This is a genomic window from Stappia sp. TSB10P1A (assembly GCF_900185725.1).
In the GTDB taxonomy this organism is placed as follows: Bacteria; Pseudomonadota; Alphaproteobacteria; order Rhizobiales; family Stappiaceae; genus Stappia.
Genome location: NZ_FYAU01000016.1, coordinates 337,694 through 361,340 on the forward strand (window position 1 = coordinate 337,694; position 23,647 = coordinate 361,340).

Genomic DNA, 23,647 nt, shown 5'->3' on the forward strand with positions numbered 1-23,647 from the left:
CCCCGCCAATCAATGATCCGCCACCTGGAAGTGATTTGGATCAGTCGATATGGGACAAGTTCTGCTTGTAGAGGACGCCTCGTTCTTCGAACGCGTCATTCGTCGTCAACTGAGCTCCATCCACGGGCTGAAGGTCGTCTCCGCGACCAACCGCGCCGAGGCCGAGGCGCTGCTGGCCCAACCCGGTTTCAGACCGCTGGTGGCGCTGGTCGACCTGACCCTGCCGGACGCGCCGGACGGCGAAATCGTCGATGTGACGCTGAACGCCAAGCTGCCCACCATCGTCTTTTCCGGCCGCTTCGACGAGGCCCTGCGCCATACGCTGCTCAACAAGGGCGTGGTCGACTACATCCTGAAGGACAGTCCGGCGAGCCTGACCTATCTGACGGCGCTGGTGCAGCGGGTCTGCGCCAACCGCGAGATCGACGCGCTGGTCGTCGACGACAGCCGGGTCGACACCGAAGTGATCTCCCGCCGCCTGTCGCTCTATCAATTGCGCGTCCACACCGCCTCAAGTCACGAGGCCGCCATCGAGATGCTCGGCACGTTCGAGAACCTGCGGCTGGTGGTGCTCGACTATGTGATGCCGCGGGTCGACGGGTTCGAGGTGCTGCGCGCGGTGCGCGGCCGCTTCAGCATGAACGAGCTGGCGGTGATCGGCCTGTCCGGCAAGGCCGGCCCGGAAGTGATCGCCCGGTTCCTGAAGTCGGGCGCCAACGACTTCCTGTCGAAGTCCTGCACGCCGGAAGAGTTCATGCTGCGCATCTCGCAGAATCTCGACATGCTCGACCGGATCCAGACCCTGTCGAGCATGGCGCATCGCGATGCGCTGAGCGGCCTGTCCAACCGCCATCATCTGTTCTCCGAAGGCACTGCGCTGTTCGATCGCGCCCGCCGCAGCGGCGAGGAAGTGGCGGTGGCGGCCATCGACATCGACACGTTCAAATCCGTCAACGACCGCTTCGGCCACGAACAGGGCGACGAGCTGATCCGCCTGTTCGGCCAGATCGTGGAGGAACACCGCCCGCCCCGCGCCTTCCCGGCGCGGCTCGGCGGCGACGAGTTCTGCGTGCTGCTGCCCGGCCTGGCGGCGCCCGCCTGCCTCGACTTCATCGACAAGGTCCGCGAAGAGCTGGCGGAGCTGACCGGAGAAGCCGGCCCGTTGCAGTCCCTCGGCCCCGTGACGATCAGCGTCGGCCTGTCGGGCGGAACGGAAGCCAACCTGCGCGCGGCCCTGCGGCTGGCCGATATGCGCCTCTACGAAGCCAAGCATGGCGGCCGCAACCGCACGGTCGCTTCCTGACCGGATCACCCGCGCTCAGCCGTGGTTGATGACAATCGTTTTCAGTGCCGAGAATTCCCGTAAGGCCTCGAAGCCCTTTTCCCGTCCGTGGCCCGATTTCTTGAACCCGCCGAACGGCAGTTCGACACCGCCACCGGCCCCGTAGCCATTGACGAAGACCTGACCCGAGCGCACCGCCCGCGCCACCCGCATCGCCCGCGCGCCGTCGCGCGTCCACACGCCGGCGACCAGCCCGTAGTCGGTGGCATTGGCGATCCTCACCGCCTCGGCTTCGTCCCGGAACGGGATCACCGCCAGCACCGGCCCGAACACCTCCTCGCGGGCAAGGCGCGCCTCCAGCGGCACCGGCCCGAACACCCGGGCGGGAACGTAATATCCGCCGGGGGCGCTGGCCGGGGCAATGGTGCCTTGCGCGATCAGCGGCACGCCCGCCCGCTCCGCCTCCTCGGCAAAGGCGGCGACGCGACGGGCCTGGCCGGCATTGATCAGCGGGCCGAGGTCGAGGTCCTGATCGTGCGGACCGCTGACCAGCGCGCGGAACCCGTGCCGCAGCCGCTCGGTGACCTTGTCGAGATGGCTCGCCTCGACGAGCAGCCGGCTGCCGGCGGAGCAGGTCTGGCCGCAATTCTGGATGATCGCGTTGACGATGACCGGCAGCGCCGCGTCGAGATCCGCGTCGGCGAACAGGATCTGCGGCGACTTGCCGCCAAGCTCCAGCGTGCAGCCGATATGATTGCGCGCCGCCGCCATCTGGATCAGCGTGCCGACCTCGGGCGAGCCGGTGAAGGTCAGGAAATCGAGGCCGGGATGGTTGGCCAGCGCCGCGCCCGCCTCCTCGCCATGGCCGGTGACGACATTCCAGGCACCGGCCGGCAGGCCGGCCTCCAGCGCCAGTTCGGCGATCCTGAGCACCGACAGGCAGGCATCCTCCGCCGGCTTCATCACCACCGTGTTGCCCATGGCGAGCGCCGCGCCGGCCACCCGCGCCATGATCTGCGCCGGGTAGTTCCACGGCACGATCGAGCCGACCACCCCGTGCGGCTCGCGGAAGGTCATGGCGGCAAAGCCGGCCTGGACCGGCAGGGTCTCGCCGGTGATCTTGTCGGCGGCCCCGCCATAGAATTCGAAATAGCGGGCGGCCGCGACGATGTCGGCGCGCCCCTGGCGCAGCGGCTTGCCGGTGTCGCGCGATTCCAGCGCGGCCAGTTCGTCCTCATGCGCGCGGATCAGCTCGGCGATGCGCGACAGGATGCGGCCGCGCTCCACCGCCGGACGCACCGCCCAGCCGCCGTCCGCGAAGGCGCGGCGGGCGGCGACCACCGCGCGCCCGACATCGGCGGCATCGCAGCGCGGGATCGTCGCGAAGGCCTTGCCGTCGCTGGGAGAGAGCATCTCGATGCGCCCGCCGGCGACCGCCGCCGTCAGCCTGCCGTCGATCACCGCCTCGAAGTGACGCAGGTCCATGCCGTGCCCCTTTGATTTGTCATATCAATGGGTCCTGACCCTAGCGGATGACACGCGGGCCGACAATCGCCCGCCTTGCGTCGCGATGCCGCCCCGCATCGGGCGGGAGGGGGCGCCAGGGGCTATGCTAGCAAGGGTCTCACCGCGGCGGCAACACACAGACAGAGACGGCACATCTACCGCAACTCAAGATTGTTTATTTTGGTTGTTTACCAAATTTTACTTATATGATAAGTTGCAATGCATTGATCATATATGTCTGTTTCGGGAGGATAAAATGAGATTTTCTGTTCATCTTCTGGCCTCACTCGTAGCTCTCTCATTTTGTTTCGGCGCATCCGCTCAGCAAACCGATGAAACCGCACCAACTTCTTATTCTGTTCCACTGACTGACATCGACAATTCGACAGACACCCAAGACGGATCAGTGACCACATTAAGCGTGCGGGACTACATGGAATTCGTCCTCAACGAACCCTATTGCCAATATGGTACCGGCCCCTGCGGCGGATGGAACGCTACATTGCAGCGGTATTGTTCCCGCTCCGAGCGCGTCTGCCACCAGCCCGGCAGAACAACTTGCCGCTGGGCTCGAAGCTGCAACTAACGATCTCTCAATAAAAGGCAGCAGCCTGGTGAAGAGCAGCCGCCACAGCTAGCGCCCGCCGAGCGCCCGGTAGATGCGCTGGCCCGGACGCCCGGTGACCGGCAGGCCGAGCCGCGCCTCGGCCTGGCTGATGCCGGCGCGGGTCGCCGCGCCCACCCGCCCGTCCGCCTCGCCGATGTCGTAGCCGGCGCGCAGCAGCAGCTTCTGCAGCTCCAGCCGCTCCTTGCGCGACAGGCCGGGATCGCTGGTCGGCCAGGCCACATGGAACGGCCCTCCCCCCATCAGCCGGTCGGCGAGATGGGAGATCGCCAGCGCATAGCTCTCGGCGACATTGTAGGTGTAGATCGCATCGAAATTGCTGAAGACCAGGAAGGCCGGACCTTGCGCCCCGGCGGGCAGCAGCAGGCCCGCCTGCGCCGTGCCGGCAAGCTCGCCGCCGTCGAGATGGCGGATGCCGCGCTTGCCCCATTCGCTGACCGCGACCTTGGCCTTGCGGCCGGAGGGGCCGCGATAGCCGGCCGGCAGCTTGACCTCGTAGCCCCAGGGCATGCCGGTGACCCAGCCGGCATTCTTCAGGTAATTGGCGGTGGAGGCGAGCGCGTCCGGCACCGAGTTGACCAGGTCCTTGCGGCCGTCGCCGTCGAAGTCGACGGCAAGGCGGCGATAGGTCGAGGGCATGAACTGGGTCTGGCCGAAGGCGCCGGCCCAGGAGCCGTGCAGGTCGGCAAGGCGGACGTCGCCGCGATCGACGATCTTCAGGATCTCGATCAGTTCGGAGCGGAAGTAATTGGCCCGCCGGCCGGTGCAGGCGACATTGGCGAGCGCATGCGGCACATGGAAATCGCCGCGGAACTGGCCGTAGTCGCTTTCGACGCCCCAGACCGCGACGACGATGTGGCGGTCGATGCCGTAGGTCTTCTCCACCCGCTCCAGCACGCGGGCATGACGCTCGAGCATCTTGCGCCCGTCGGCGATGCGCTCCTTGTCGACGAGGAAGGCGAGATAGTCCCAGATCGGCGTCTGGTATTCCGGCTGGCTGGTGGAAAAGCGCACCGCCTTCTCGTCATAGGCGACATTGGCGAGCGCGGCATCGACGGTGCGCTGGCTGACGCCGGCCTTCAGCGCCGCCGCGCGCAGTTGCGGCAGGCAGGCCTCCAGCGAGGCGGCGGCCGGCGCCGTGCCAACGGCGACCAGCGCCAGCGCGGCCACAAGCCCCGCAAAAAACCGTTCCCTCATGCAAAACCGCCCAGCCCCAGCCTGCCGCATGCGCTGCTCCCGCCAATCCGCCATCACGGTCCATCAGGCCGCGACATCGTGTCAGCACAATGGCGGAGGATGGCGGAGAATGGCGCGCGTCAGGAGAAGAGATCGGGGGCGCGCAGCATCAGGGCCTGGACGAGAATCAGCGTCTTGGCGTCGGAGAGGCCGCCCTCCTGCACCGCTTCGCCGAGCCGGGCCAGCGGCCATTCCAGCACCTCGATCTCCTCGCCCTCCTCGGCAAGGCCGCCGCCGCCGGAGACGACATCGCCGGCACCGTAGCGGGCGAGATAGAGGCTGAGGCGCTCGGTGAGGGAACCGGGCGAGGGAAAGACGTCGGCGACATGCACCAGTTCGCCGACCTTGACGCCGACCTCTTCCGCCGCCTCGCGGCGGGCGGCATCGACGGCGATCTCGCCCTCGTCGATATAGCCGGCCGGCACTTCCTCCAGATAGCCGTCGTGATCGCCGCGGGCGAACAGCGGCACGCGAAGCTGGCGGGCGAGCAGCGCGACCCGGCGCACCGGATCATACGGAAGGACGGCGACGACATCGCGCCGGGCCTGGAATTCTCTTGAAATCTCGACCGTGCCGCCGGACGCCAGCGGCTGGTCGACAACCATCTCGCGATAGCTGCCGAAGCCTTCATAGAGGCTGCGCTCGGAGACGACGCGCACAGCCTCTTCCTCTCCCCGGCCCGCCGGGTCCTGCAATTTCCGCCGATCCATCAACACCCCCGATGCCCCAACACGGCACCACACTCATGTCAGCCGCGAGCGATGGGCGCAAGAGGGGCGAAAGTCGTCAGCCGACGAAGGCCCGCTCGATGACGAACTCGGCCGGACGGTTGTTGGCGCCCTCGGTGAGGCCGGCAGCCTCCAGCAGCGCCTTGGTGTCCTTCAGCATCGCCATCGAGCCGCAGATCATCGCCCGGTCGGTCGCCGGGTCGAGCGGCGGCACGCCGAGGGCGCGGAACAGATCGCCGGTCTCGATCAAGGTGGTGATGCGGCCGACATGGTCGTGCGGCTCGCGCGTCGTCGAGGTGAACAGGCGCAACTGGCCGGCGGCGAGTTCGCCGATCAGCGGGTCCTCGCGGGTGGCGGCGACCGTCTGCTGCGAATAGGCGAGCTCGGCGACGAAGCGGCACGAGTGGGTGACGATCACCTCCTCGAACTTCTCGTAGGTCTCCGGATCGCGGATCAGGCTGGCGAAAGGCGCAAAGCCGGTGCCGGTGGAGAACATGTAGAGCCGCTTGCCGGGGATCAGCGCGTCGTTGACGAGCGTGCCGGTCGGCTTCTTCTTCATCAACACCTTGTCGCCGACCTGGATCTTCTGCAGATGCTGGGTCAGCGGACCATCGGGAACCTTGATCGAGAAGAATTCCAGCTCCTCGTCCCAGGACGGCGAGGCGATGGAATAGGCGCGGAACACCGGCTTCTCGCCGACCATCAGGCCGATCATGACGAATTCGCCGGAGCGGAAGCGGAAGCTCGCCGGCCGGGTCATCCGGAAGCGGAACAGATCGTCCGTGTAGTGCTGAACCTCGGTCACCGTCTCGGCGGTGGCGCCGGCCGGTATCGCATCGGCGAGATCGCCGGCAAGATTGACCACATTCATCCGTCTATCCCCAATCCGTCTTGAACAATGCGTGTGCCTGACCACCGCGTATAGCTGAAGGATCCGCCGCGAGCATAGCCAAGCGGCGCGCCGCCGGCATCAGGAAAGCTGCGCATCCGCCGGACGCCGGGCCCAGGACCTTGCGCCCGCCGGCACCTCTCCCGCGCGCTCGGCCGGCTGCAGGTAGAGCGGCACGTCGACATCGTGCCCCGCCTCCAGCGCCCGCAGCGTCGGCTCGTTGAGAATCGCGAAGGCATCGAACCCGACCCGCCGCATCAACGGGATCTGGTCGAGCAGCACATCGCCGCTCGCCCGGATCTCGCCGGCAAAGCCGTAGCGCTGGCGCAACAGGCGCGCGGTCGAATAGCCGCGCCCGTCGGAGAACTTGGCGAAGTCCACCACCACCAAGTCCAGAGCGGAAAGATGGCCGGCGAGTTGCGCCGGATCATCGCCTGCCTTGACGAAAGGCGCAAGCCTGACGCCCTGCGGCACATCCGACGCGGCCGCAAGGAAGCGGGCGAGCGACACGATCACCGCGCCTTCCGCGGGCAGCGCCGCCTCGTCGTCCAGATGGGTCCACTCGTCGGCGACGAAGCCGCCGGCACGGTAAAGTCTTGCCGCCATGGTCAGATCCCGGCTCCCTGTTCATTCTCCATCGGCAGGGCCAGATGAATGCCGCATTCGGTCTTGTCGCGTCCGCGCCAGCGGCCGGCACGCGGGTCCTCGCCCTCGGCCACCGGGCTGGTGCAGGGCATGCAGCCGATGGAGGGGTAGCCCCTGGCAACCAACGGATGGTCCGGCAGGTCCTGCGCCTCAGCATACGCGCGCAGGTCCGACGGATCCCAGTCGGCCAGCGGATTGACCTTGATGCGCTCGCCGTCGACCTCGAACACCGGGATGTTCGAGCGGCTGCTGGCCTGGAAGCGCTTGCGCCCGGAAATCCAGGCATCGAAGCCCTTCAGCGCGCGGGCCAGCGGGCGCACCTTGCGGATGGCGCAGCAGGCGTCGGTGTCGCTCATCCACAGCATGCCGGCCGGATCGTTCGCCTCAAGGTCCGCCGGATCGGGGGCAAGGGTGCGCACGTCGGTCAGGCCGAACCGCTCGACCAGGAGGTCGCGATAGCGCAGCGTGTCCGGGAACAGCTTGCCGGTGTCGATGAACAGGACCGGGATCGTCCGATCGACCCGCGAGACGAGGTGCAGCAGCACCGCGGCTTCCGCGCCGAAGGACGAGACCATCGCCAGCCGGTCGCCGAAGCGCCCGCGCGCGGCCGCGATCACCGCTTCCGCCGAGGCCGAGACGAACCGCTCCGCGAGCCAGGCCGCATCAAGGGCCGGAGGCGGCAGGTCGTCGCGGACCGCATAGGCCTCACGCAGTGCCATAGAGGGCCTCCTTGAACGGCTGGTCGCCGACCCGGCGATAGGCGGAAAGGAAGTCTTCCTGCGGGGTTTCGCGCAGACCGACATAGGTGTCGACGACCTTTTCGATCGCATCGACGACCTCGTCATAGGAGAAGCCGCGACCGATGATCTCGCCGATCGAGGTGTTCTCGTCGGCCGAGCCGCCAAGGGTGATCTGGTAGTATTCCTCGCCCTTCTTCTCGACGCCGAGAATGCCGATATGGCCGACATGGTGATGGCCGCAGGCATTGATGCAGCCCGAGATCTTGATCTTCAGATCGCCGATCTCGCGCTGGCGCTCGGGCGCGGCGAAGCGCTCGGAAATGCGCTGAGCGACCGGGATCGAGCGGGCGGTGGCGAGGGCGCAGTAATCGAGCCCCGGGCAGGCGATGATATCCGTCACCAGCCCGGCATTGGCCTCGGCAAGCTCCGCCTCGGCGAGTGCGGCATGGATCGCCGGAATGTCGCGGCGGCGCACATGCGGCAGCACCAGGTTCTGCTCGTGGCTGACGCGGATCTCGTCATGGCCGTAGCGCTCGGCAAGGTCGGCGACGACCTCCATCTGCTCGGCCGTGGCATCGCCCGGCGCCTTGCCGATCGGCTTCAGCGAGATGGTGAGGCTGGCATAGCCGGGGGCGCGGTGCGGATGAACGTTGCGCGCGGCAAAGGCGGCAAGCGCCGGATCGGCGGCAATCGCCGCCTCCAGCACCGCCTCGTCGCCGTCGGCCGCCGCGAAGGCGGGCGGGGCGAAATAGGCGGCGATGCGGTCGATCTCCGAGGACGGCAGCCTCAGGACGCCGTCGCGGATCTCGGCGAACTCGGCCTCGATATCGGCCTTCAACTCCTCCAGCCCGGTCTCGTGGACGAGGATCTTGATGCGGGCCTTGTACTTGTTGTCGCGCCGGCCATAGCGGTTGTAGACGCGCAGGATCGCCTCGCTATAGGCGAGCAGGTCCGCCTCGGGCAGGAACTCGCGCACCAGCCGGCCGACCATCGGCGTGCGGCCGAGACCGCCGCCGACAAAGACGCGGAAGCCGACATTGCCTTCGGCGTCGCGCACCGCCTGCAGGCCGATGTCATGCACCTGCACCGCCGCCCGGTCATGCGGGGCGCCGGTGACCGCGATCTTGAACTTGCGCGGCAGATACGAGAACTCCGGATGCAGCGAGGACCACTGGCGCAGGATCTCGGCATAGGGCCGGGGATCGAGGATCTCGTCGGCGGCCGCGCCCGAGAAATGGTCGGCGGTGACATTGCGGATGCAGTTGCCCGAGGTCTGGATGGCGTGCATCTCGACCTCGGCGAGCTGCGCCAGGATGTCGGGAACGTCCTTCAGCCGCGGCCAGTTGAACTGGATGTTCTGCCGCGTGGTGAAATGGCCGTAGCCGCGGTCATAGGTCCGCGCGATATGGGCGAGGCGCCGCATCTGCCGGGCATTCAGCGTGCCATAGGGAATGGCGACGCGCAGCATGTAGGCATGGAGCTGCAGATAGACGCCGTTCATCAGCCGCAGCGGCTTGAACTGGTCTTCCGTCAGGTCTCCGGCCAGACGCCGCCGCACCTGGTCGCGGAACTGATCCACGCGGGCGGAGACGAAATGGGCATCGAACTCGTCATAGCGGTACATGCTGACAACTCCTGGAACGACGGACCCCGCGCCGCGCGCGTCTCCGGGTTCTGGGTCTTCGGTTCATCGCGGCGGCGCTCAGGCCGCCGACACCTCGCGCCTAGCCTGCTTGCCGAGATCCCGGCGCACGGTCGGCCCCTTGGCGCGGATCTTCTCGCGGAAGCGGACGGGAGCGATCTCGCCCTCCTCGCGGACGAGGTCGATCAGATAGGGCTCGACGACCAGCCGGGCGGCCTCGGCCTCGGCGCCGGCCGCTTCCGCCTCGGCCACCGCCTCCGGCGTTTCCAGCAGCCGGGCGCCGGCCAGGGTTTCGACCCAGGTGCCGGAGCGGCCGAGCCACACCACTTCGCCATCGATCAGTCGGTTGGCTGTCAAAGCCTTCATGCAATCGCTCCTTCAGGGGGCTATGCGGCAACGCCGGCCCGTTCGGCCGCGACCGGGCGCAAGGGCTGGCTGTTGGCGAGATCGGCATGGCCGACGGCCTCGCCGATGATGATCAGGGTCGGGCCGGCGATCTCGTGGCGGTCCTGAAGATGCGGCAGATCGGCGAGAACGCCCGCAAAGAACCGCTCGTCGCGCTGCGCCGCGTTCTCCACCACCGCGACCGGGGTGGCCGGCGACAGGCCGGCGCCCAGCAGCCGGTCGGCGACGCGGGCGGCGACCGTGCGGCCCATATAGACGGCGACGGTGGCGCCCCGCAGCGCCATCGCCCCCCAGGACGGAAGCGTCTCGCCGTCGCGGTCGTGGCCGGTGGCGAAGACGAGGTCGGAGGCGACGCCGCGCAGGGTGAGCGGGATGCGGGTGCTGGCGGCGGCGGCGAGCGCGGCGGTGACGCCCGGCACCACGTCATGGGCGATACCGGCGGCGCGCAGGGCGGCAATCTCCTCGCCGGCGCGGCCGAAGACCAGCGGGTCGCCCGCCTTCAGCCGGACGACGCGGCGGCCGTGCGAGGCCTCGCGCACCAGGATCGCGTTGATCTCTCCTTGCGAGACCGAATGGCGGCCCTTGCGCTTGCCGACGGAAATCCGCTCGGCATCGCGCCGGCCCATGGCGACGACCGCCTCGGGCACCAGCGCGTCATGGACGATGACGTCGGCTTCCTGCAGCAGGCGCTGCGCGCGCAGGGTGAGAAGATCCTCTGCACCGGGACCGGCGCCGACGAGCCAGACGAAACCGCCCTCGCCGCTGCGGGTGTTGAGGAGACGCTGTGCCTCATTGCGCGCCGCATCGGGGCGGCCGGCCTGCAGGTGGCCGGCAATCGGACCGGAGAAGAAGCGCGCCCAGAAGCGGCGGCGCTCGACACCGCCGGCGATGACGCGGGCGACCGTGTCGCGGAAGCTCTCGGCAAGGCGGGCGAGATCGCCGGTCTCGCGCGGCAGCATCGCCTCGATGCGCGCGCGGATATGGCGGGCGAGCACGGGGCCGACGCCGGTGGAGGTGATGGCGACGGCGACCGGCGCGCGATTGACCAGGGCGCCGACATAGAAGTCGCAGATCTCCGGCCGGTCGACCGCGTTGGCCGGGATGCCGAGGCGCTTCGCCGCGCTGACCACGGCGGTGTCCTGCGCCTCCTCGCCGCTGGCGGCAAAGACCAGCACGGCGCCCGCAAGATGCGCCGGAGCGAAGGGATCCGTGACGATGGAGCCGCCGGCGCGGGCGACCGCGTCCAGCAGGACCTCCTCGGCCCGCGGCGCGACGACGACGATCTCGGCCAGCGTCTCGGCGAGCAGCCGGACCTTGGCGGCGGCCTCCTCGCCGCCACCCACCACGACGACGCGCTGCCCCTCGACCTTGTGAAAGGCCGGGAAGACGGCAAGCTTGCGATCCGTAGCCTTTGCTTGGCGAGACATCCGGCGCGATCTCCCTGACGCGATCTGCCCGGCGCGATCTCTGCGCGATCTCTGCGTGATCTCCGCGTGATCTCCGCGTGATCTCTGGGCAGCCTGAAACACCCCCTAGAGATAAAGCGTCAGGCGCGGTTCCGCCGGGCATGGGATTTCAATGGAGGGAAGCGGCAGGGAAAAATCATGCTACAGATCGGCGTTTCGACGGTTTTGCGGCGCGGCATGCCCCACGAAACGCAAGGCGCGCGCCCGGCAGCCTGCGACGGGGCGCGGTGTGTGGTGCCGGGTTGCAGCCTTCCGCGTGCCGTGTTGGCTCTTTACAACCGCATCACATTCATTTCAAAATGTCGCACGATTTTGTTCGGATATCGTCCGAATTATCAAGCCGCCTTTCTTAACTTTACATCTTATCCATAACTGAGGTTTCTTTCACAAATCACGATCAAGGATGTTACTGTCGCGCGCGAAAGCAGACTCTTGGTTGATTCCTCGTTGCAAGCAACCAATACTGGACATACCGCACGCGTTTCAGTGAGATCAGTACCGAGTGTAAACCCGTGGTAAAAGCTATTTTTTTTGATGTATTGGGCACGGTTGTCGATTGGCACAGAGGTCTCTCCAGCGGATTCGAGCGCGCTCTGGCAAAAGCCGGCCAAGATCTTTCGCCGGAGGCGCTGGCCAGCGCCTGGTACCAGACCTATCGGGCACGCCTGCCGGCGGTGGCCGGCGGCAGCGCGGCCGTGACGGTGCTTGCCGAAAGCCTCTCCGATGTGCTGGAGGAGGCGAAGCTTCACGGGCAGGTCGGCGGCAAGGACAGGGAGGCCCTGCTCGCCTGCTGGCAGCGCTTTCCCGCCTGGCCGGACAGCGTGCCGGGCCTGCGCGCGCTGCGGCGCGAATATGTCATCGTGTCCTGTACCGAGGCGCCGACGGCGACGATGACCTGGCTCGCCAAACACGCCGCGCTGCCCTGGGACCTGGTGTTCGGGGCGGACCTGCTGGAGGGCCGGATCGCGGATGGCAGCCTGTTTCACAAGGCCGCCGCAACGCTGGGCCTCGGCCCCGGCGAGGTGATGTATGCCTCGGCCCACAATGCGGATCTGGCGGCCGCCCGCGCCGCCGGCCTCAAGACCGCCTTCTTCGCCCGGCCGAAGGAATTCGGCGCCGACCAGCGCAGCGACCTCGCCCCAACCGACAATTGGGACATCGTCGCCTTCGACATGCTGGACCTTGCCCGCTACATGGAGTCGGCCGTCTTCTGACGGCGTGAGTCGGCCATCATCTGACGGCGTGAGTCGGCCGTCATCCGACGGCGTCTCCCAGGGCGGCGGGCCGAAACAAAGGCGCGGGTCACCCCCGCGCCCTCTTTGCATATGGTCTGGGCATATGGTCTGGTCGCGACCTGCCAGGTCCCGGCGGCCTCAGCGCAGCGGCTGCAGCAGCGACACGTAGTTGGCGACCGCCGCCCCGCCCATGTTGAAGATGCCGCCGAGTTCGGCATTCTTCACCTGGATGTCGCCGGCGGTGCCGGTGAGCTGCATCGCCGTCAGCACATGCATGGAGACGCCGGTGGCGCCGATCGGGTGGCCCTTGGCCTTGAGCCCGCCCGACGGGTTGACCGGCAGGCGGCCGTCCATCTGGGTCCAGCCCTCGAGGATGGCGCGATGCCCCTCGCCCGGCGCGGTCAGGCCCATCGCCTCGTATTCGATCAGTTCGGCGATGGTGAAGCAGTCATGGGTCTCGACGAAGGAGAGGTCGTCAAGGGTGAGGCCGGCGGCCGCGAGCGCCCGGCGCCAGGCCTCGCCGCAGCCCTCGAAGGCGAGGATGTCTCGCTTCGACATCGGCAGGAAGTCCTGCGCATGGGCAAGGCCGCGGAAGGCGACGGCCTTGTTGCGGCCGAGCGCCGTCTCGATATCGGTCAGCACAAGGGCCGCCGCGCCGTCGGAGACCAGCGAGCAGTCGGTGCGCTTGAGCGGGCCGGCGACGAACGGGTTCTTCTCGCTCTCGGCGCGGCAGAAATCGAAGCCGAGGTCCTTGCGCATCTGGGCGTAAGGGTTGCCGACGCCGTTCTTGTGATTCTTGGCGGCGATGGCGGCGAGCGCGTCGGAGCGGTCGCCGTATTTCTGGAAATAGGCCTGCGCGATCTTGCCGAAGACACCGGCAAAGCCGGCCGGCGTGTCGCCGTCCTCAGGCAGATAGGAGGCCTTGAGCAGGTTGCGGCCGATCTCCGGCCCCGGCGTCGTCGTCATCTGCTCGACGCCGACGACCAGCACCACCCGCGCCTCGCGCGCGGCGATGGCGCGCACGCCCTGGTGCACGGCCGCCGAACCGGTGGCGCAGGCATTCTCGACGCGGGTCGCGCGTTTGAAGCGCAGAGCCGGATCGGCCTGCAGCACCAGCGAGGCGGTGAAGTCCTGCGCCGAGAAGCCGGCGTTGAAATGGCCGAGAACGATCTCGTCGATATCCGCCGGCTCGAAGCCGGCATCGGCGATGGCATCGCGCGCGACGCGGACGATCAGGCTTTCCACCGTCTCGTCGGAATGCCGGCCAAAGGGGGTATGTGCCCAGCCGACGATTGCTGCAGTCATGACTACCTCCGCGATAACGCCCATAGCCGACCGGACGTGGATCGGGCGCCGCCCGCGCGGCCGCCCGCGCCGGTTCGGCGGGACCGTTCCTCCAATGCCGGCGAAGATTCCATTTCGCAGGCAGCCTTGCAAGCGCCTTGTTTACGGGAGCGTCAATCACGATGATTTAAGTGAATAACTTCAGTATGATAGGAATATTCTTTCGAACCTGGCCGATCCGTCGAAGGACGCTCTGCAAACGAAAAGGCCCGGCGGTTTCCCGCCGGGCCCTCAATCCGATCCTAAAGGATCAGATCAGAACGTGCGCTGGACGCGGAAGATGCCAACCAGGACATCGTCGTTCGGCGCACCCTTGACGTTGCGGTTGCGGTACTCGAGCTCGACACCGGTGCTGAGGCCGGAGACCGGACGCCACACCAGGTTGCCCTGCACGTTGACGTCGCGGATATTCGGAAGGCCGGCAGCCTGGTCGAGGCTGTTGTACGACGCGGTGATGGAGGTCGAGACAGCCGGGGTCCAGAAGTGGGTGAAGCCACCGCCGATGCCCCAGGCCGTCGACAGGCGCAGGCCGCCGGCCGCCGTGTAGGCCGCATCGGAGAAGGTGTCCGCCCAAGCCGAGCTGACATAGCCGATCGCGCCCTGGGCGTAGGACGCCTGGATCGACACGCTGTCGCCCGGAGCGATCATCGGCAGGTTGAACGTGGCGCCGGCGCCGATGGCCCAGCCGAGCTTGCCCTTGCCCGAGGTCAGGCCCGGCACGTTGATGCCATAGGCATGGTGCAGAGCGCCCATGAGCTGAGCGGAGCCCCAGCCCTGGTCGATGCGGACATTGGCGACGAAGTCCGGAACCTTCACGCCGCCGTAGTAGTCGAGAATGCCCGGCCCGGTGATGACGCCGCGCTTGTTCGGAGCCTCGACCGAGAGCGAGGCCGACAGGCCGTTGCCGAACTGGGCGGTGTAGGCGAACAGATTGGTCTCGCCGTAATCGGAGAAGCCCTGGTCGAGGATCGCACCCCAGTTGTCGCCGGTGTAGAAGTCGAAATACGATGCCGTACGACCGGCAACGAAGCCGCCGAGCTGGATGAAGGCTTCATCCAGGTAGAAGTCGGAGCCGCCGGCGTTGTCCGCGGTCGACCAGGCGGCGACATAGGTGCGCAGCAGGCCGTATTCGGTGTTGGTGCGGCTGTCGAAGTTCAGATAGCCACGAGCACGGATCCGGACGGATTCGTCGGTCCGGGCATCCCAGTTGCTGCCGCCCTTGTTGAGCACGTCGTTGACGCGGAACTCGACGCGGACACCGCCGCCGATCTTCAGGCAGGTCTCGGTGCCGGGGATATAGAAGAAACCGGAACCGAAGGCATCGCAAACACGAACATAATCGACCGGCTCCGGAGCCACCGGAAGATCGGCGGCCTGGGCGCCCGTGGCCGCCATCGCGGCGGCGGAAGCGCCGAGCAGAATGCTCCTGATGTTCATTTCCTGACCTCGTCCTTTATCCGTGCGCGGCTTTGCCACCAACGGACCGGGTGAACAAACATTCCCCCCTAGCTCATATTTTTGTAAGCGAGGCCATCGCAGACCCGCAACCGGCAAATCATCTCGCCTTGCACGCTTCGATCCGAGTGTGTCTTTCCAGTGACACACGCGAAGCGCGCGAAGCGTCGACAACCTGTGGTCGCCAGCCAGGGATCGAGGTCACGATCCAAAGAAAAAGGCCCGGCGGTTTCCCGCCGGGCCCTCAATCCGATCCTAAAGGATCAGATTAGAACGTGCGCTGGACGCGGAAGATGCCAACCAGAGCGTCGTCGTTGGCCAGGCCCTTGCGGTTCCGGTTGCGGTACTCGAGCTCGATACCGGTGCTGAGGCCGGACACCGGACGCCACACCAGGTTACCCTGAACGTTGAGGTCGCGGATGTTGGTGCCACCAGCAGCCTGGTCGAGGCTGTTGTACGACACGGTCAGAGCGGTCGAGACAGCCGGGGTCCAGAAGTGCGTGAAGCCCGCACCGATGCCCCAAGCCGACGACATCTTCAGAGCGCCAGCAGCGTTGTAACCGGCGTCAGCGAACGCGCCCTTCCAGGCCGAGCTGACATAACCGATGGCGCCCTGCGAGTAGGAGGCCTGGATGTTGAAGTTGTCGCCCGGAGCGATCATCGGCAGGTTGATCGTGGCGCCGGCGCCGATGGCCCAGCCGATCTTGCCCTTGCCCGAGGTCACGCCCGGCACGTTGATGCCGTAAGCATGGTGCAGGGCACCCATGAGCTGAGCGGAACCCCAACCCTGGTCGACGCGGACGTTGGCGACGAAGTCCGGAACCTTGATGCCGCCGTAGTAGTTGGCGAGGACCGGGCCGGTGATGATGCCGCGCTTGTTCGGAGCTTCGACCGAGAGCGAGGCCGACAGACCGTTGCCGAACTGGGCGGTGTACGCGAACAGGTTGGTCTCGCCGTTGTCCGAGAAGCCCTGGTCGAGGATCGCGCCGTAGTTGCTGCCGGTGTAGAAGTCGAAGTACGAAGACGTACGACCAGCAACGAAGCCACCGAGCTGGATGAAGGCTTCATCCAGGTAGAAGTCCGAGGCGCCGGCGTTGTCGGCGGTCGACCAAGCGGCGACGTAGGTGCGCAGCAGGCCATACTCGGTGTTGGTGCGGCTGTCGAAGTTCATGTAGCCACGAGCACGGATACGGACGGACTCGTCGGTCCGCGAATCCCAGTTGCTGCCGCCCTTGTCGAGCACGTCGTTGACGCGGAACTCGACGCGGACACCGCCGCCGATCTTCAGGCAGGTCTCGGTGCCCGGGATGTAGAAGAAGCCACGGCCGAAAGCGTCGCAAACGCGAACGTAGTCGACCGGCTCCGGAGCCACCGGGAGATCGGCGGCCTGAGCGCCCGTGGCCGCCATGGCGGCAGCGGAAGCGCCGAGCAGGATGCTCTTGATGTTCATTTCCTGACCTCGTCGTTATTCCCTATGTGACCGTGCGGCCAACGGGAGATGAGAGTTGAGCAAGCTTCCCCGCGAGCTCGACCTTGTTCTAAGCGAGGCCGGCGGCCGCCCGCAACCGGCAAATACCCCTATTCGGCACAGCGAGGACACACTGTGTCTTTGCGGTGACACCCCGTTAAACCTCTGTTAGCAAATGCCCAAGGTTTCCTGCGATTTCCGCGATTTCCGTCCCGAAGGCCGGTTTTGCCCCCACCGCCGCCCTGCGGCGCGCGCGCCGCTTGAAGCGGCCTGTCGCGCACCGTAAAGAAAGCCCGACGGGGCCCCCGCGCACCGTTCGGGGGCCGTCCCGTCACCGGGATTCGCGGGCGGCGCGGACGGGCGATTCCCGTCATCCGGCCGCCGGGCCCACCTGACCGACACACTTGTCCATATAGACAGGAGCCAGAAGATGCAGACGACAGCCGGCGAAGCGGCCATCGCCGTATCGGTCTTCATCATCGCCCATGACGAGGCCGACCGAATCGGCCGCGCCATCGACAGCGTGGCGGGGTTCGCCGACGAGGTCGTCGTCATCGACAGCGGCTCCACCGACGGCACGCAGGAAATCGCGCGCGCGCATGGCGCGCGCGTCGTGGAGAATGCCTGGCCGGGCTACGGGCCGCAGAAGCGCTTCGGCGAGGACCAGTGCCGCAACGACTGGATCTTCAACCTCGACGCCGACGAGGCGGCGACCCCGGCGCTGGCCGCGGAAATCGCGGGGCTGGCCCGCTCCGGCGCCCTCGCCCGCTCGCCGTTCTGGGAGGTGGCGATCCGCGACGTCTTCGCCCATGAGACCGCCCCCGCCCCCTGGGCCTATGGCTATATCCAGATCCGCCTCTACGACCGGCGCGTGGGCCGCTTTTCCGATTCGACCGTCCACGACACGGTGCGCCCGCCGAAGGGAGCGCGGCCGGCGCGCCTGCGCCAGCCGATGGAGCACCGCTCGATCCGCTCCATCGCCTTCCAGGTGGAGAAGATGAACCGCTATTCCACGGCGCAGGTGGGGGACATGGCGGCGCGCGGGCGGCGCTTCGCCCGCTGGCGGCTGGTCACCGAGTTTCCCCTCGCCTTTCTCAAGGCCTATGTGATCCGGCGCTATGCGCTCTATGGCTGGTGGGGGATCGTGATCTCCGTGAATTTCGCCTATACGAGGTTCCTGCGCGTCTCCAAGGCCTATGAGCGCGAGCTCTGCGAGGCGGCGGCGACACCCGACCGGCGCTGAGCCGGCCGGTTTGCCGCAACACGCCCGATCCAGGCCCGACCCACGAAAGCCGACAGTCCATGCAGACAGTGACCATCCGCGACATATCCTTCGAGGTGAACGACGCGCGCCCCGGCTTCTGGCGGCAGGCGGAGAACGGCACCTGGGAAAAGCCGACCTATGACATTCTCGATGCCTGTATCGACGCGGATACGGTCTGCCTCGACTTCGGCGCCTGGGTCGGCCCGACCGTGCTCTACGAGGCACAGCGCGGGCGCAAGGTCATCGCCTTCGAACCGGATCCGGCGGCGGCCGACGAGCTGGAGGCCAATCTCGCGCTCAACCCGGCCTTCAAGGACAAGGTCACGGTGATCCGCAAGGCGGTGTGGACGCAAAGCGGCAGCCGCAAGATGGCCGCCAAGACCGCGCCGGGCGATTCGATGTCCTCCTTCGTGCACAAGGACGCCAGCGTGACCTTCGATGTCGACTGCATCAGCGTCGAGGAAATCGCGGCGATGATCGACCCGAGCGACAAGCTGTTCATCAAGATGGACATCGAGGGCGCGGAATATGAGGTGGCGCCGCTGCTGGCGCCGCTGCTGCAGCGCGAGCGGGTCGACTGCTACATCTCCTTTCATCCGCGCTTTGCCGCCGGCGGGCATCCGCGCTTCCACAAGACCTTCGGCATGACGCGCCGGGTGTTCAAGACCTTCCGCGGCTTCAATCTCACCCGCGTCGGGCGCAAGTCGCTGCTGCCGGCCGGCGACGTCGCCTTGCTGGCAAAGCTCGGCCTGTGGCTGTTCGAGGCCAAGCGCGGCTTCCTGTTCTCCAGGGGCCGGGCGCCGCTGCGCTGAGCGCGCGGGCCGCAACGGGACATGCAAGGATGAGCGAGATGGGCACGCGGGCGGTCCCGCAGGTGGTCGTCGTCGGCGCCGGGCCGGCCGGGCTGATCGCCGCCGACAGGCTGTCGGCAGCGGGCCTTGCCGTGACCCTCACCGAGCGCATGCCCTCGCCGGCGCGCAAGCTGCTGATGGCCGGGCGCGGCGGGCTGAACCTCACCCATGGCGAGGCGATGCCGGCGTTTCTTGCCCGCTACCGCGAGGCGGAGGCGCATCTGGCGCCGGCGATTGCCGCCTTCGACCCTGCGGCCTTGAGGGCCTGGTGCGCGGAGCTCGGCATCGAGACCTTCATCGGCTCGAGCGGGCGGGTGTTTCCGACCGCGATGAAGGCCTCGCCGCTGGTGCGGGCGCTGCTGGCGCGGCTTGCGACGCGCGGCGTGCGGCTCCACACCCGCTGGAGCTTGAGCGGGCTGGAGCACAGTGTGAAAGCGCCGGCGCGCTGGCGCCTCTCCTTCGAGACGCCGGACGGGGCGTGGGAGATCGAGGCGGACGCGGTGCTGCTGGCGCTCGGCGGGGCAAGCTGGCCGCGGCTCGGCAGCGACGGCGGCTGGGTGCCGATGCTCGAACGGCACGGCGTCAAGGTCACGCCGCTGACGCCGGCCAATGCCGGCGTTCTCATCGACTGGTCGGAGCTGCTGAAGCAGCGCTTTGCCGGCACACCGCTGAAGCGAATCGCGGTGAGCGCCGGTGGCCGGCGCGTTGCCGGCGAGGCGGTGATCACCGCGCGCGGGCTGGAGGGCGGCGCGGTCTATGCGCTCTCGCCCGAACTGCGCGCGGCCTTCGCGGCGGGTGGGACGGCGGAACTGATGCTCGACCTGCGCCCGGATCTCGACGAGGCGGAGCTCGCAGAGCGGTTGGCACGGCCGCGCGGCAAGCAGTCGCTGTCCAATCACCTGCGCAAGGCGGCCGGCCTGTCGCCCGCCGCCATCGCGCTGCTGTCGGAAGCGGGACCGCGCAGCAGCGAGCCGCCGGAGCTTGCCCGCCGCATCAAGGGGCTGGCGCTGACGGCAACGGGCTTTTCCGGTCTGGAGCGGGCGATCTCCTCGGCCGGCGGCATCGCCTGGGGCGAGATCGGCGCGGATTTCAGCCTCAGCAAGCTGCCGGGCGTGCATGTCGCCGGCGAGATGATCGACTGGGAAGCGCCGACCGGCGGCTATCTGCTGCAGGCCTCCTTCGCCAGCGGCGTCGCGGCGGCGGGTGGCATCGCGGCGGCGCTCACTGGTCGCTAAGGGCGCGCCTTACCAGCGCCCGAACGAGACAAAGGCCGGCGAGGGCCGGCCTTTGTCTCTCAAGCGGAACCGGGTCTTGCGGTCAGTTGCAGAACCGGTAGTTGCCCGAACGGGTGCGGAAGTAGCCGGTGTCCGGATTGAACGAGCGGTACTTCGAGGAGCAGTAGCGGTACCATTCCGGGCTCCACGGAGCGGGACGGTAGTAGACCGGAGCCGGCGCGTAGTACGGAGCGGGCTCGTAGTAGCGCGGCTGCGACAGGGCGGAGCCGATCACGGCACCGGCGACGAACCCGCCGGCGGCGGCCCAGCCGTTCTGATGATGCCAGCCCTTCTTGGCCTCGGCGTCGGTGGTGCCGGATGCCAGGACCGCACCGGCGGTCAGGGCGACTGCAAGACTTGTGACTGCGAACTTCTTGAACATGACTTCATTCCCTCTGCTAGATGCTGATCTCTGATCTTTGTCGGGGCGCTTTTCCCTGCGTCCATGAACTGAAGATAGGCGGCTTTTCCACAAACGACTGTGACCGCGATCACGAGATTGCGCATCCCCGCAGAACCGCTGCGGCAGCTCCAAAGACGGGCGGGAGCGGCGAAACCGCGTCCGGCGCGGGCGCCGATTGACATGAAACATGAATCATGCGTCATATAGATGCGGCGCCATGGAGCGACGGGCCGGAGGAGCGGCCCGCGCCTTGCGCCACAGGGAGGACACCATGATCAGACATGCCACCGCGGCCGCGCTGCTTGCCGCAGCGTTTGCCGCCGCGCCCTTGGGCGCCGGGGCGCAGGCCGAGGACATCCGCATCGCCCATGTCTATGGCAAGACCGGCGCGCTGGAGGCCTATGGCAAGCAGTCCCATATCGGCTTCATGATGGGGCTGGAATACGCCACCGACGGCACGATGGAGATCGACGGCCGCAAGATCGTCGTCATCGAGAAGGACACCCAGCTCAAGCCGGACATCGGCCGCGCAGCGCTGGCCGAGGCCTATGGCGACGACGACGTGCATCTGGCCGTCGGGCCGGTGTCCTCGGGCGTCGCGCTGGCGATGCTGCCGGTCGCCGAGGAATACGGCAAGCTGCTCCTGGTCGAGCCGGCGGTGGCCGATTCCATCACCGGCGAGAACTGGAACCGCTACATTTTCCGCACGGGCCGCAACTCCTCGCAGGACGCCATCGCCAATGCGGTGGCGCTCGGCAAGGAAGGCGTCACCATCGCCACGCTGGCGCAGGACTATGCTTTCGGCCGCGACGGCGTCGCCGCCTTCCGCGAGGCGCTGGCCGACACCGGCGCCACCCTCGCCTTCGAGGAATACGCCCCGACCGACACCCAGGACTTCACCGCCAGCGCCCAGCGCATCTTCGACGCGATGAAGGATATCGAGGGTCGCAAGTTCCTGTTCGTGATCTGGGCCGGCGCCAACAACCCGATCGGCAAGATCAAGGCGATGGAGCCGGAGCGCTTCGGCATCGAGATCGCCACCGGCGGCAACATCCTCGCCGCGATGCAGGCCTACAAGGCGCTGCCGGGCATGGAAGGCGCCACCTATTACTATCACGACATCCCGAAGAACCCGGCGAACGACTGGCTGGTCTCCGAGCACGAGAAGCGCCACGGCTCGCCGCCGGACTTCTTCACCGCCGGCGGCATGTCGGCCGCCATCGCCGTCGTCGAGGGCATCCGCAAGGCCGGCTCGACCGACACGGAAGAGCTGATCGCGGCGATGGAGGGCATGTCCTTCGAGACGCCGAAGGGCACGATGGTCTTCCGCGCGGAGGATCACCAGGCGCTGCAGTCCATGTACCACTTCAAGATCCGGGTCGACCCGGATGTCGAGTGGGGCATTCCGGAACTGGTGCGCGAATTGAAGATCGAGGACATGAACATCCCGATCCGCAACACGCGCTGACGCTGTCGTGTGGCGACATTGGAAGACGCGTCGTCTCGGCGGCACTCCCAAAGCGTGTTTCAAATTCCGCCACGCGAGGCGGCCCGGCCCCTCGCCGCGGCCGGGCCGCCCGAACTTCTCCTGACCCGGACCCCCCTTTCCCGGAGCCGAGCCCTCATGCGCGAACCGCCCGTTCTCGAAACCGAGGACCTGACGATCCGCTTCGGCGGTCATGTCGCCGTCGACGCCGTCAGTTGCGCCTTCGACCGCGGCACGCTGACCGCCATCGTCGGCCCCAACGGCGCCGGCAAGACCACCTATTTCAACCTCGTCTCGGGCCAGCTCAAGGCCAGCGCCGGCACGGTCCGCCTCAACGGCGAGGACATCACCCGGCTCGGCGTCGCCGACCGCTGCGACCGCGGCATCGGCCGGGCGTTCCAGCTCACCAACCTGTTTCCGAGCCTGAGCGTGCGCGAGAATGTCCGCCTGGTGGTGCAGTCGCGCGCCCATCGCGGCTTCGACCTGTTCTCGCGCGCCGCCTCGCATGTGGAGCTGATCGAGCGGGCCGAGCATGTGCTGGCCGAGGTGCGGCTCGCCGACAAGCGCGACGTCACCGTCTCCGCCCTGCCGCATGGCGACCAGCGCAAGCTGGAAGTCGCCCTGATGATCGCGCTCGGCGCGCAGGTGATGATGTTCGACGAACCGACCGCCGGCATGAGCGTCGACGAGGTGCCGGTGATCCTCGACCTGATCCGCGAACTGAAGGCCGACAAGGACCGCACGATCCTACTGGTGGAACACAAGATGGACGTGATCCGCACGCTGGCCGACCGCATCGTCGTGCTGCACAACGGCGCGCTGGTCGCCGACGGCGAGCCGGGCGAGGTGATGCGCTCGGCCATCGTCCAGGAAGCCTATCTCGGCAAGGCGCCGGACACCGCGACGACGGATGCCGCTGCCGCAACGGAGACAGCTCATGGCTGACGCGCTGCTGACGCTGGAGGGCGTCCACACCCATATCGGCCCCTATCACATCCTGCATGAGGTGAGCTTTGCCGTGCCGCGCGGCGGGGTGACCATGCTGCTGGGGCGCAACGGCGCCGGCAAGTCGACGACGCTGCGCACCATCATGGGCCTGTGGAAGGCGAGCCGCGGCACGATCACCTTCGACGGGCGGCCGATCCAGGCGCTGGCAACGCCGGACATCGCCCGCGCGGGCATTGCCTATGTGCCGGAGAACATGGGCATCTTCGCCGACCTGACGGTGGCGGAGAATATGCGCCTTGCCGCCACCGGCGGCCCGTTCGACGCAAGGCGGCTTGCCTGGATCAAAGAGCTGTTCCCGCCGATCGGCACGTTCTGGGACAAGGCCGCCGGCACCCTGTCGGGCGGGCAGAAGCAGATGCTCTCCGTCGCCCGGGCGATCATCGAGCCGCGCCGGCTGATCCTGATCGACGAGCCGAGCAAGGGGCTGGCACCGGCGATCATCGGTGCGATGACGGCGGCGCTGAAACAGTTGAAGGACACCGACACCACCATCCTCCTGGTGGAGCAGAATTTCGCCATGGCCTCGGCGCTCGGCGACACGGTGGCGGTGATGGATGACGGGCGCATCGTCCATGCGGGCGCGATGGCGGAGCTTGCCGCCGACGCGTCGCTGCAGGAGAAGCTGATGGGCCTCAGCCTGGAGGTGCACCAGTGAGCGAGACCGCAATCCGTCCCCGCCTGGTGGGGCCGACAGC

The 23,647-nt window shown here is 67.5% G+C and carries 21 protein-coding genes; 8 read left to right on the plus strand and 13 right to left on the minus strand.

What is annotated here, in order from left to right:
* Positions 1–49: 49 nt before the first annotated feature.
* Positions 50–1,303 (plus strand): diguanylate cyclase, encoded by a 1,254-nt coding sequence (locus TSB10P1A_RS06475; protein ID WP_186387074.1) that lies wholly within the window; start codon positions 50–52, stop codon positions 1,301–1,303.
* Positions 1,304–1,318: 15 nt separating this feature from the next.
* Here TSB10P1A_RS06475 and TSB10P1A_RS06480 read toward each other — a convergent pair whose 3' ends face one another.
* From TSB10P1A_RS06480 to cysG, 9 genes are all read right to left on the minus strand, one after another.
* Positions 1,319–2,767, minus strand: a complete 1,449-nt coding sequence (locus TSB10P1A_RS06480; protein WP_186387075.1) for an aldehyde dehydrogenase family protein — start codon at positions 2,765–2,767, stop codon at positions 1,319–1,321.
* Between the two features lie 655 nt (positions 2,768–3,422).
* Positions 3,423–4,610 carry a lytic murein transglycosylase gene (locus tag TSB10P1A_RS06485; protein ID WP_186387076.1) on the minus strand — a complete coding sequence of 396 codons (1,188 nt, stop codon included), beginning with the start codon at positions 4,608–4,610 and terminating at the stop codon, positions 3,423–3,425.
* Between the two features lie 119 nt (positions 4,611–4,729).
* A complete protein-coding gene (locus tag TSB10P1A_RS06490) occupies positions 4,730–5,359 on the minus strand; it encodes an NUDIX domain-containing protein (protein ID WP_186387077.1) in 630 nt (209 codons plus the stop codon).
* Positions 5,360–5,435: 76 nt separating this feature from the next.
* Positions 5,436–6,248: a ferredoxin--NADP reductase gene (locus tag TSB10P1A_RS06495; protein ID WP_186387078.1), complete on the minus strand. Its 813-nt coding sequence runs from the start codon at positions 6,246–6,248 to the stop codon at positions 5,436–5,438.
* Positions 6,249–6,347: 99 nt separating this feature from the next.
* Positions 6,348–6,872 carry a DUF934 domain-containing protein gene (locus TSB10P1A_RS06500; protein WP_186387079.1) on the minus strand — a complete coding sequence of 175 codons (525 nt, stop codon included), beginning with the start codon at positions 6,870–6,872 and terminating at the stop codon, positions 6,348–6,350.
* A gap of 2 nt (positions 6,873–6,874) precedes the next feature.
* Entirely contained in the window at positions 6,875–7,630 is a 756-nt protein-coding gene (locus TSB10P1A_RS06505; protein WP_186387080.1) for a phosphoadenylyl-sulfate reductase, read from the minus strand.
* Positions 7,617–9,275 (minus strand): nitrite/sulfite reductase, encoded by a 1,659-nt coding sequence (locus TSB10P1A_RS06510; RefSeq protein ID WP_186387081.1) that lies wholly within the window; start codon positions 9,273–9,275, stop codon positions 7,617–7,619. The genes TSB10P1A_RS06505 and TSB10P1A_RS06510 overlap by 14 nt, the downstream gene beginning before the upstream one ends.
* Positions 9,276–9,353: 78 nt before the next feature.
* Positions 9,354–9,659 carry a DUF2849 domain-containing protein gene (locus tag TSB10P1A_RS06515; protein WP_186387082.1) on the minus strand — a complete coding sequence of 102 codons (306 nt, stop codon included), beginning with the start codon at positions 9,657–9,659 and terminating at the stop codon, positions 9,354–9,356.
* Between the two features lie 20 nt (positions 9,660–9,679).
* Positions 9,680–11,125 carry a siroheme synthase CysG gene (gene cysG / locus TSB10P1A_RS06520; RefSeq protein WP_186387083.1) on the minus strand — a complete coding sequence of 482 codons (1,446 nt, stop codon included), beginning with the start codon at positions 11,123–11,125 and terminating at the stop codon, positions 9,680–9,682.
* A gap of 551 nt (positions 11,126–11,676) precedes the next feature.
* Between cysG and TSB10P1A_RS06525 the strand changes: the two genes are divergently transcribed.
* Complete coding sequence (locus TSB10P1A_RS06525; protein ID WP_186387084.1) at positions 11,677–12,378, plus strand: HAD family hydrolase; 702 nt, start codon at positions 11,677–11,679, stop codon at positions 12,376–12,378.
* A 159-nt stretch (positions 12,379–12,537) separates the two neighbouring features.
* Here TSB10P1A_RS06525 and TSB10P1A_RS06530 read toward each other — a convergent pair whose 3' ends face one another.
* The 3 genes from TSB10P1A_RS06530 to TSB10P1A_RS06540 all read right to left on the minus strand — a co-directional run bounded on the left by TSB10P1A_RS06530 (position 12,538) and on the right by TSB10P1A_RS06540 (position 16,648).
* A complete protein-coding gene (locus TSB10P1A_RS06530; RefSeq protein ID WP_186387085.1) occupies positions 12,538–13,704 on the minus strand; it encodes an acetyl-CoA acetyltransferase in 1,167 nt (388 codons plus the stop codon).
* Between the two features lie 294 nt (positions 13,705–13,998).
* Positions 13,999–15,180: a porin gene (locus tag TSB10P1A_RS06535; RefSeq protein ID WP_186387086.1), complete on the minus strand. Its 1,182-nt coding sequence runs from the start codon at positions 15,178–15,180 to the stop codon at positions 13,999–14,001.
* A 286-nt stretch (positions 15,181–15,466) separates the two neighbouring features.
* On the minus strand, positions 15,467–16,648 hold the full coding sequence (locus tag TSB10P1A_RS06540; protein ID WP_186387087.1) for a porin: 1,182 nt from the start codon (positions 16,646–16,648) through the stop codon (positions 15,467–15,469).
* A 448-nt stretch (positions 16,649–17,096) separates the two neighbouring features.
* On the opposite strand from TSB10P1A_RS06540, the gene TSB10P1A_RS06545 reads away from it, so the two are divergent.
* From TSB10P1A_RS06545 to TSB10P1A_RS06555, 3 genes are read left to right on the plus strand one after another with little or no spacing between them, the layout of a single operon-like run.
* Positions 17,097–17,909, plus strand: coding sequence for a glycosyltransferase family 2 protein (locus TSB10P1A_RS06545; protein WP_186387088.1), 813 nt, complete (start codon positions 17,097–17,099; stop codon positions 17,907–17,909).
* Between the two features lie 59 nt (positions 17,910–17,968).
* Positions 17,969–18,742, plus strand: a complete 774-nt coding sequence (locus TSB10P1A_RS06550; RefSeq protein ID WP_186387089.1) for an FkbM family methyltransferase — start codon at positions 17,969–17,971, stop codon at positions 18,740–18,742.
* Between the two features lie 29 nt (positions 18,743–18,771).
* Entirely contained in the window at positions 18,772–20,016 is a 1,245-nt protein-coding gene (locus TSB10P1A_RS06555) for a TIGR03862 family flavoprotein (protein ID WP_186387090.1), read from the plus strand.
* Between the two features lie 82 nt (positions 20,017–20,098).
* On the opposite strand, the gene TSB10P1A_RS06560 is transcribed toward TSB10P1A_RS06555, so the two are convergent.
* The gene (locus tag TSB10P1A_RS06560) at positions 20,099–20,437 is read right to left on the minus strand and encodes a BA14K family protein (protein ID WP_186387091.1); all 339 of its coding nucleotides are present in this window, start codon (positions 20,435–20,437) and stop codon (positions 20,099–20,101) included.
* 292 nt (positions 20,438–20,729) lie between these two features.
* Between TSB10P1A_RS06560 and TSB10P1A_RS06565 the strand changes: the two genes are divergently transcribed.
* The 3 genes from TSB10P1A_RS06565 (at position 20,730) to TSB10P1A_RS06575 (ending at position 23,607) form a co-directional block, all read left to right on the plus strand.
* Positions 20,730–21,926: a substrate-binding domain-containing protein gene (locus tag TSB10P1A_RS06565; protein ID WP_186387092.1), complete on the plus strand. Its 1,197-nt coding sequence runs from the start codon at positions 20,730–20,732 to the stop codon at positions 21,924–21,926.
* A 156-nt stretch (positions 21,927–22,082) separates the two neighbouring features.
* Complete coding sequence (locus TSB10P1A_RS06570) at positions 22,083–22,889, plus strand: ABC transporter ATP-binding protein (RefSeq protein WP_186387093.1); 807 nt, start codon at positions 22,083–22,085, stop codon at positions 22,887–22,889.
* Positions 22,882–23,607, plus strand: coding sequence for an ABC transporter ATP-binding protein (locus TSB10P1A_RS06575; protein ID WP_186387094.1), 726 nt, complete (start codon positions 22,882–22,884; stop codon positions 23,605–23,607). Before TSB10P1A_RS06570 ends, TSB10P1A_RS06575 begins: the two co-directional genes overlap by 8 nt.
* Positions 23,608–23,647 lie beyond the last annotated feature (40 nt).

Coding starts and splice junctions, on each gene's coding strand:
- TSB10P1A_RS06545 (WP_186387088.1), top strand. CDS start 17,097: ATGCAGACGACAGCCGGCGAAGCGGCCATCGCCGTATCGGTCTTCATC.
- TSB10P1A_RS06500 (WP_186387079.1), bottom strand. CDS start 6,872: ATGGCGGCAAGACTTTACCGTGCCGGCGGCTTCGTCGCCGACGAGTGG.
- TSB10P1A_RS06540 (WP_186387087.1), bottom strand. CDS start 16,648: ATGAACATCAAGAGCATCCTGCTCGGCGCTTCCGCTGCCGCCATGGCG.
- TSB10P1A_RS06475 (WP_186387074.1), top strand. CDS start 50: ATGGGACAAGTTCTGCTTGTAGAGGACGCCTCGTTCTTCGAACGCGTC.
- TSB10P1A_RS06550 (WP_186387089.1), top strand. CDS start 17,969: ATGCAGACAGTGACCATCCGCGACATATCCTTCGAGGTGAACGACGCG.
- TSB10P1A_RS06510 (WP_186387081.1), bottom strand. CDS start 9,275: ATGTACCGCTATGACGAGTTCGATGCCCATTTCGTCTCCGCCCGCGTG.
- TSB10P1A_RS06480 (WP_186387075.1), bottom strand. CDS start 2,767: ATGGACCTGCGTCACTTCGAGGCGGTGATCGACGGCAGGCTGACGGCG.
- TSB10P1A_RS06530 (WP_186387085.1), bottom strand. CDS start 13,704: ATGACTGCAGCAATCGTCGGCTGGGCACATACCCCCTTTGGCCGGCAT.
- TSB10P1A_RS06565 (WP_186387092.1), top strand. CDS start 20,730: ATGATCAGACATGCCACCGCGGCCGCGCTGCTTGCCGCAGCGTTTGCC.
- TSB10P1A_RS06485 (WP_186387076.1), bottom strand. CDS start 4,610: ATGAGGGAACGGTTTTTTGCGGGGCTTGTGGCCGCGCTGGCGCTGGTC.
- TSB10P1A_RS06555 (WP_186387090.1), top strand. CDS start 18,772: ATGAGCGAGATGGGCACGCGGGCGGTCCCGCAGGTGGTCGTCGTCGGC.
- TSB10P1A_RS06575 (WP_186387094.1), top strand. CDS start 22,882: ATGGCTGACGCGCTGCTGACGCTGGAGGGCGTCCACACCCATATCGGC.
- TSB10P1A_RS06505 (WP_186387080.1), bottom strand. CDS start 7,630: ATGGCACTGCGTGAGGCCTATGCGGTCCGCGACGACCTGCCGCCTCCG.
- TSB10P1A_RS06495 (WP_186387078.1), bottom strand. CDS start 6,248: ATGAATGTGGTCAATCTTGCCGGCGATCTCGCCGATGCGATACCGGCC.
- TSB10P1A_RS06535 (WP_186387086.1), bottom strand. CDS start 15,180: ATGAACATCAGGAGCATTCTGCTCGGCGCTTCCGCCGCCGCGATGGCG.
- TSB10P1A_RS06560 (WP_186387091.1), bottom strand. CDS start 20,437: ATGTTCAAGAAGTTCGCAGTCACAAGTCTTGCAGTCGCCCTGACCGCC.
- TSB10P1A_RS06570 (WP_186387093.1), top strand. CDS start 22,083: ATGCGCGAACCGCCCGTTCTCGAAACCGAGGACCTGACGATCCGCTTC.
- cysG (WP_186387083.1), bottom strand. CDS start 11,125: ATGTCTCGCCAAGCAAAGGCTACGGATCGCAAGCTTGCCGTCTTCCCG.
- TSB10P1A_RS06515 (WP_186387082.1), bottom strand. CDS start 9,659: ATGAAGGCTTTGACAGCCAACCGACTGATCGATGGCGAAGTGGTGTGG.
- TSB10P1A_RS06490 (WP_186387077.1), bottom strand. CDS start 5,359: ATGGATCGGCGGAAATTGCAGGACCCGGCGGGCCGGGGAGAGGAAGAG.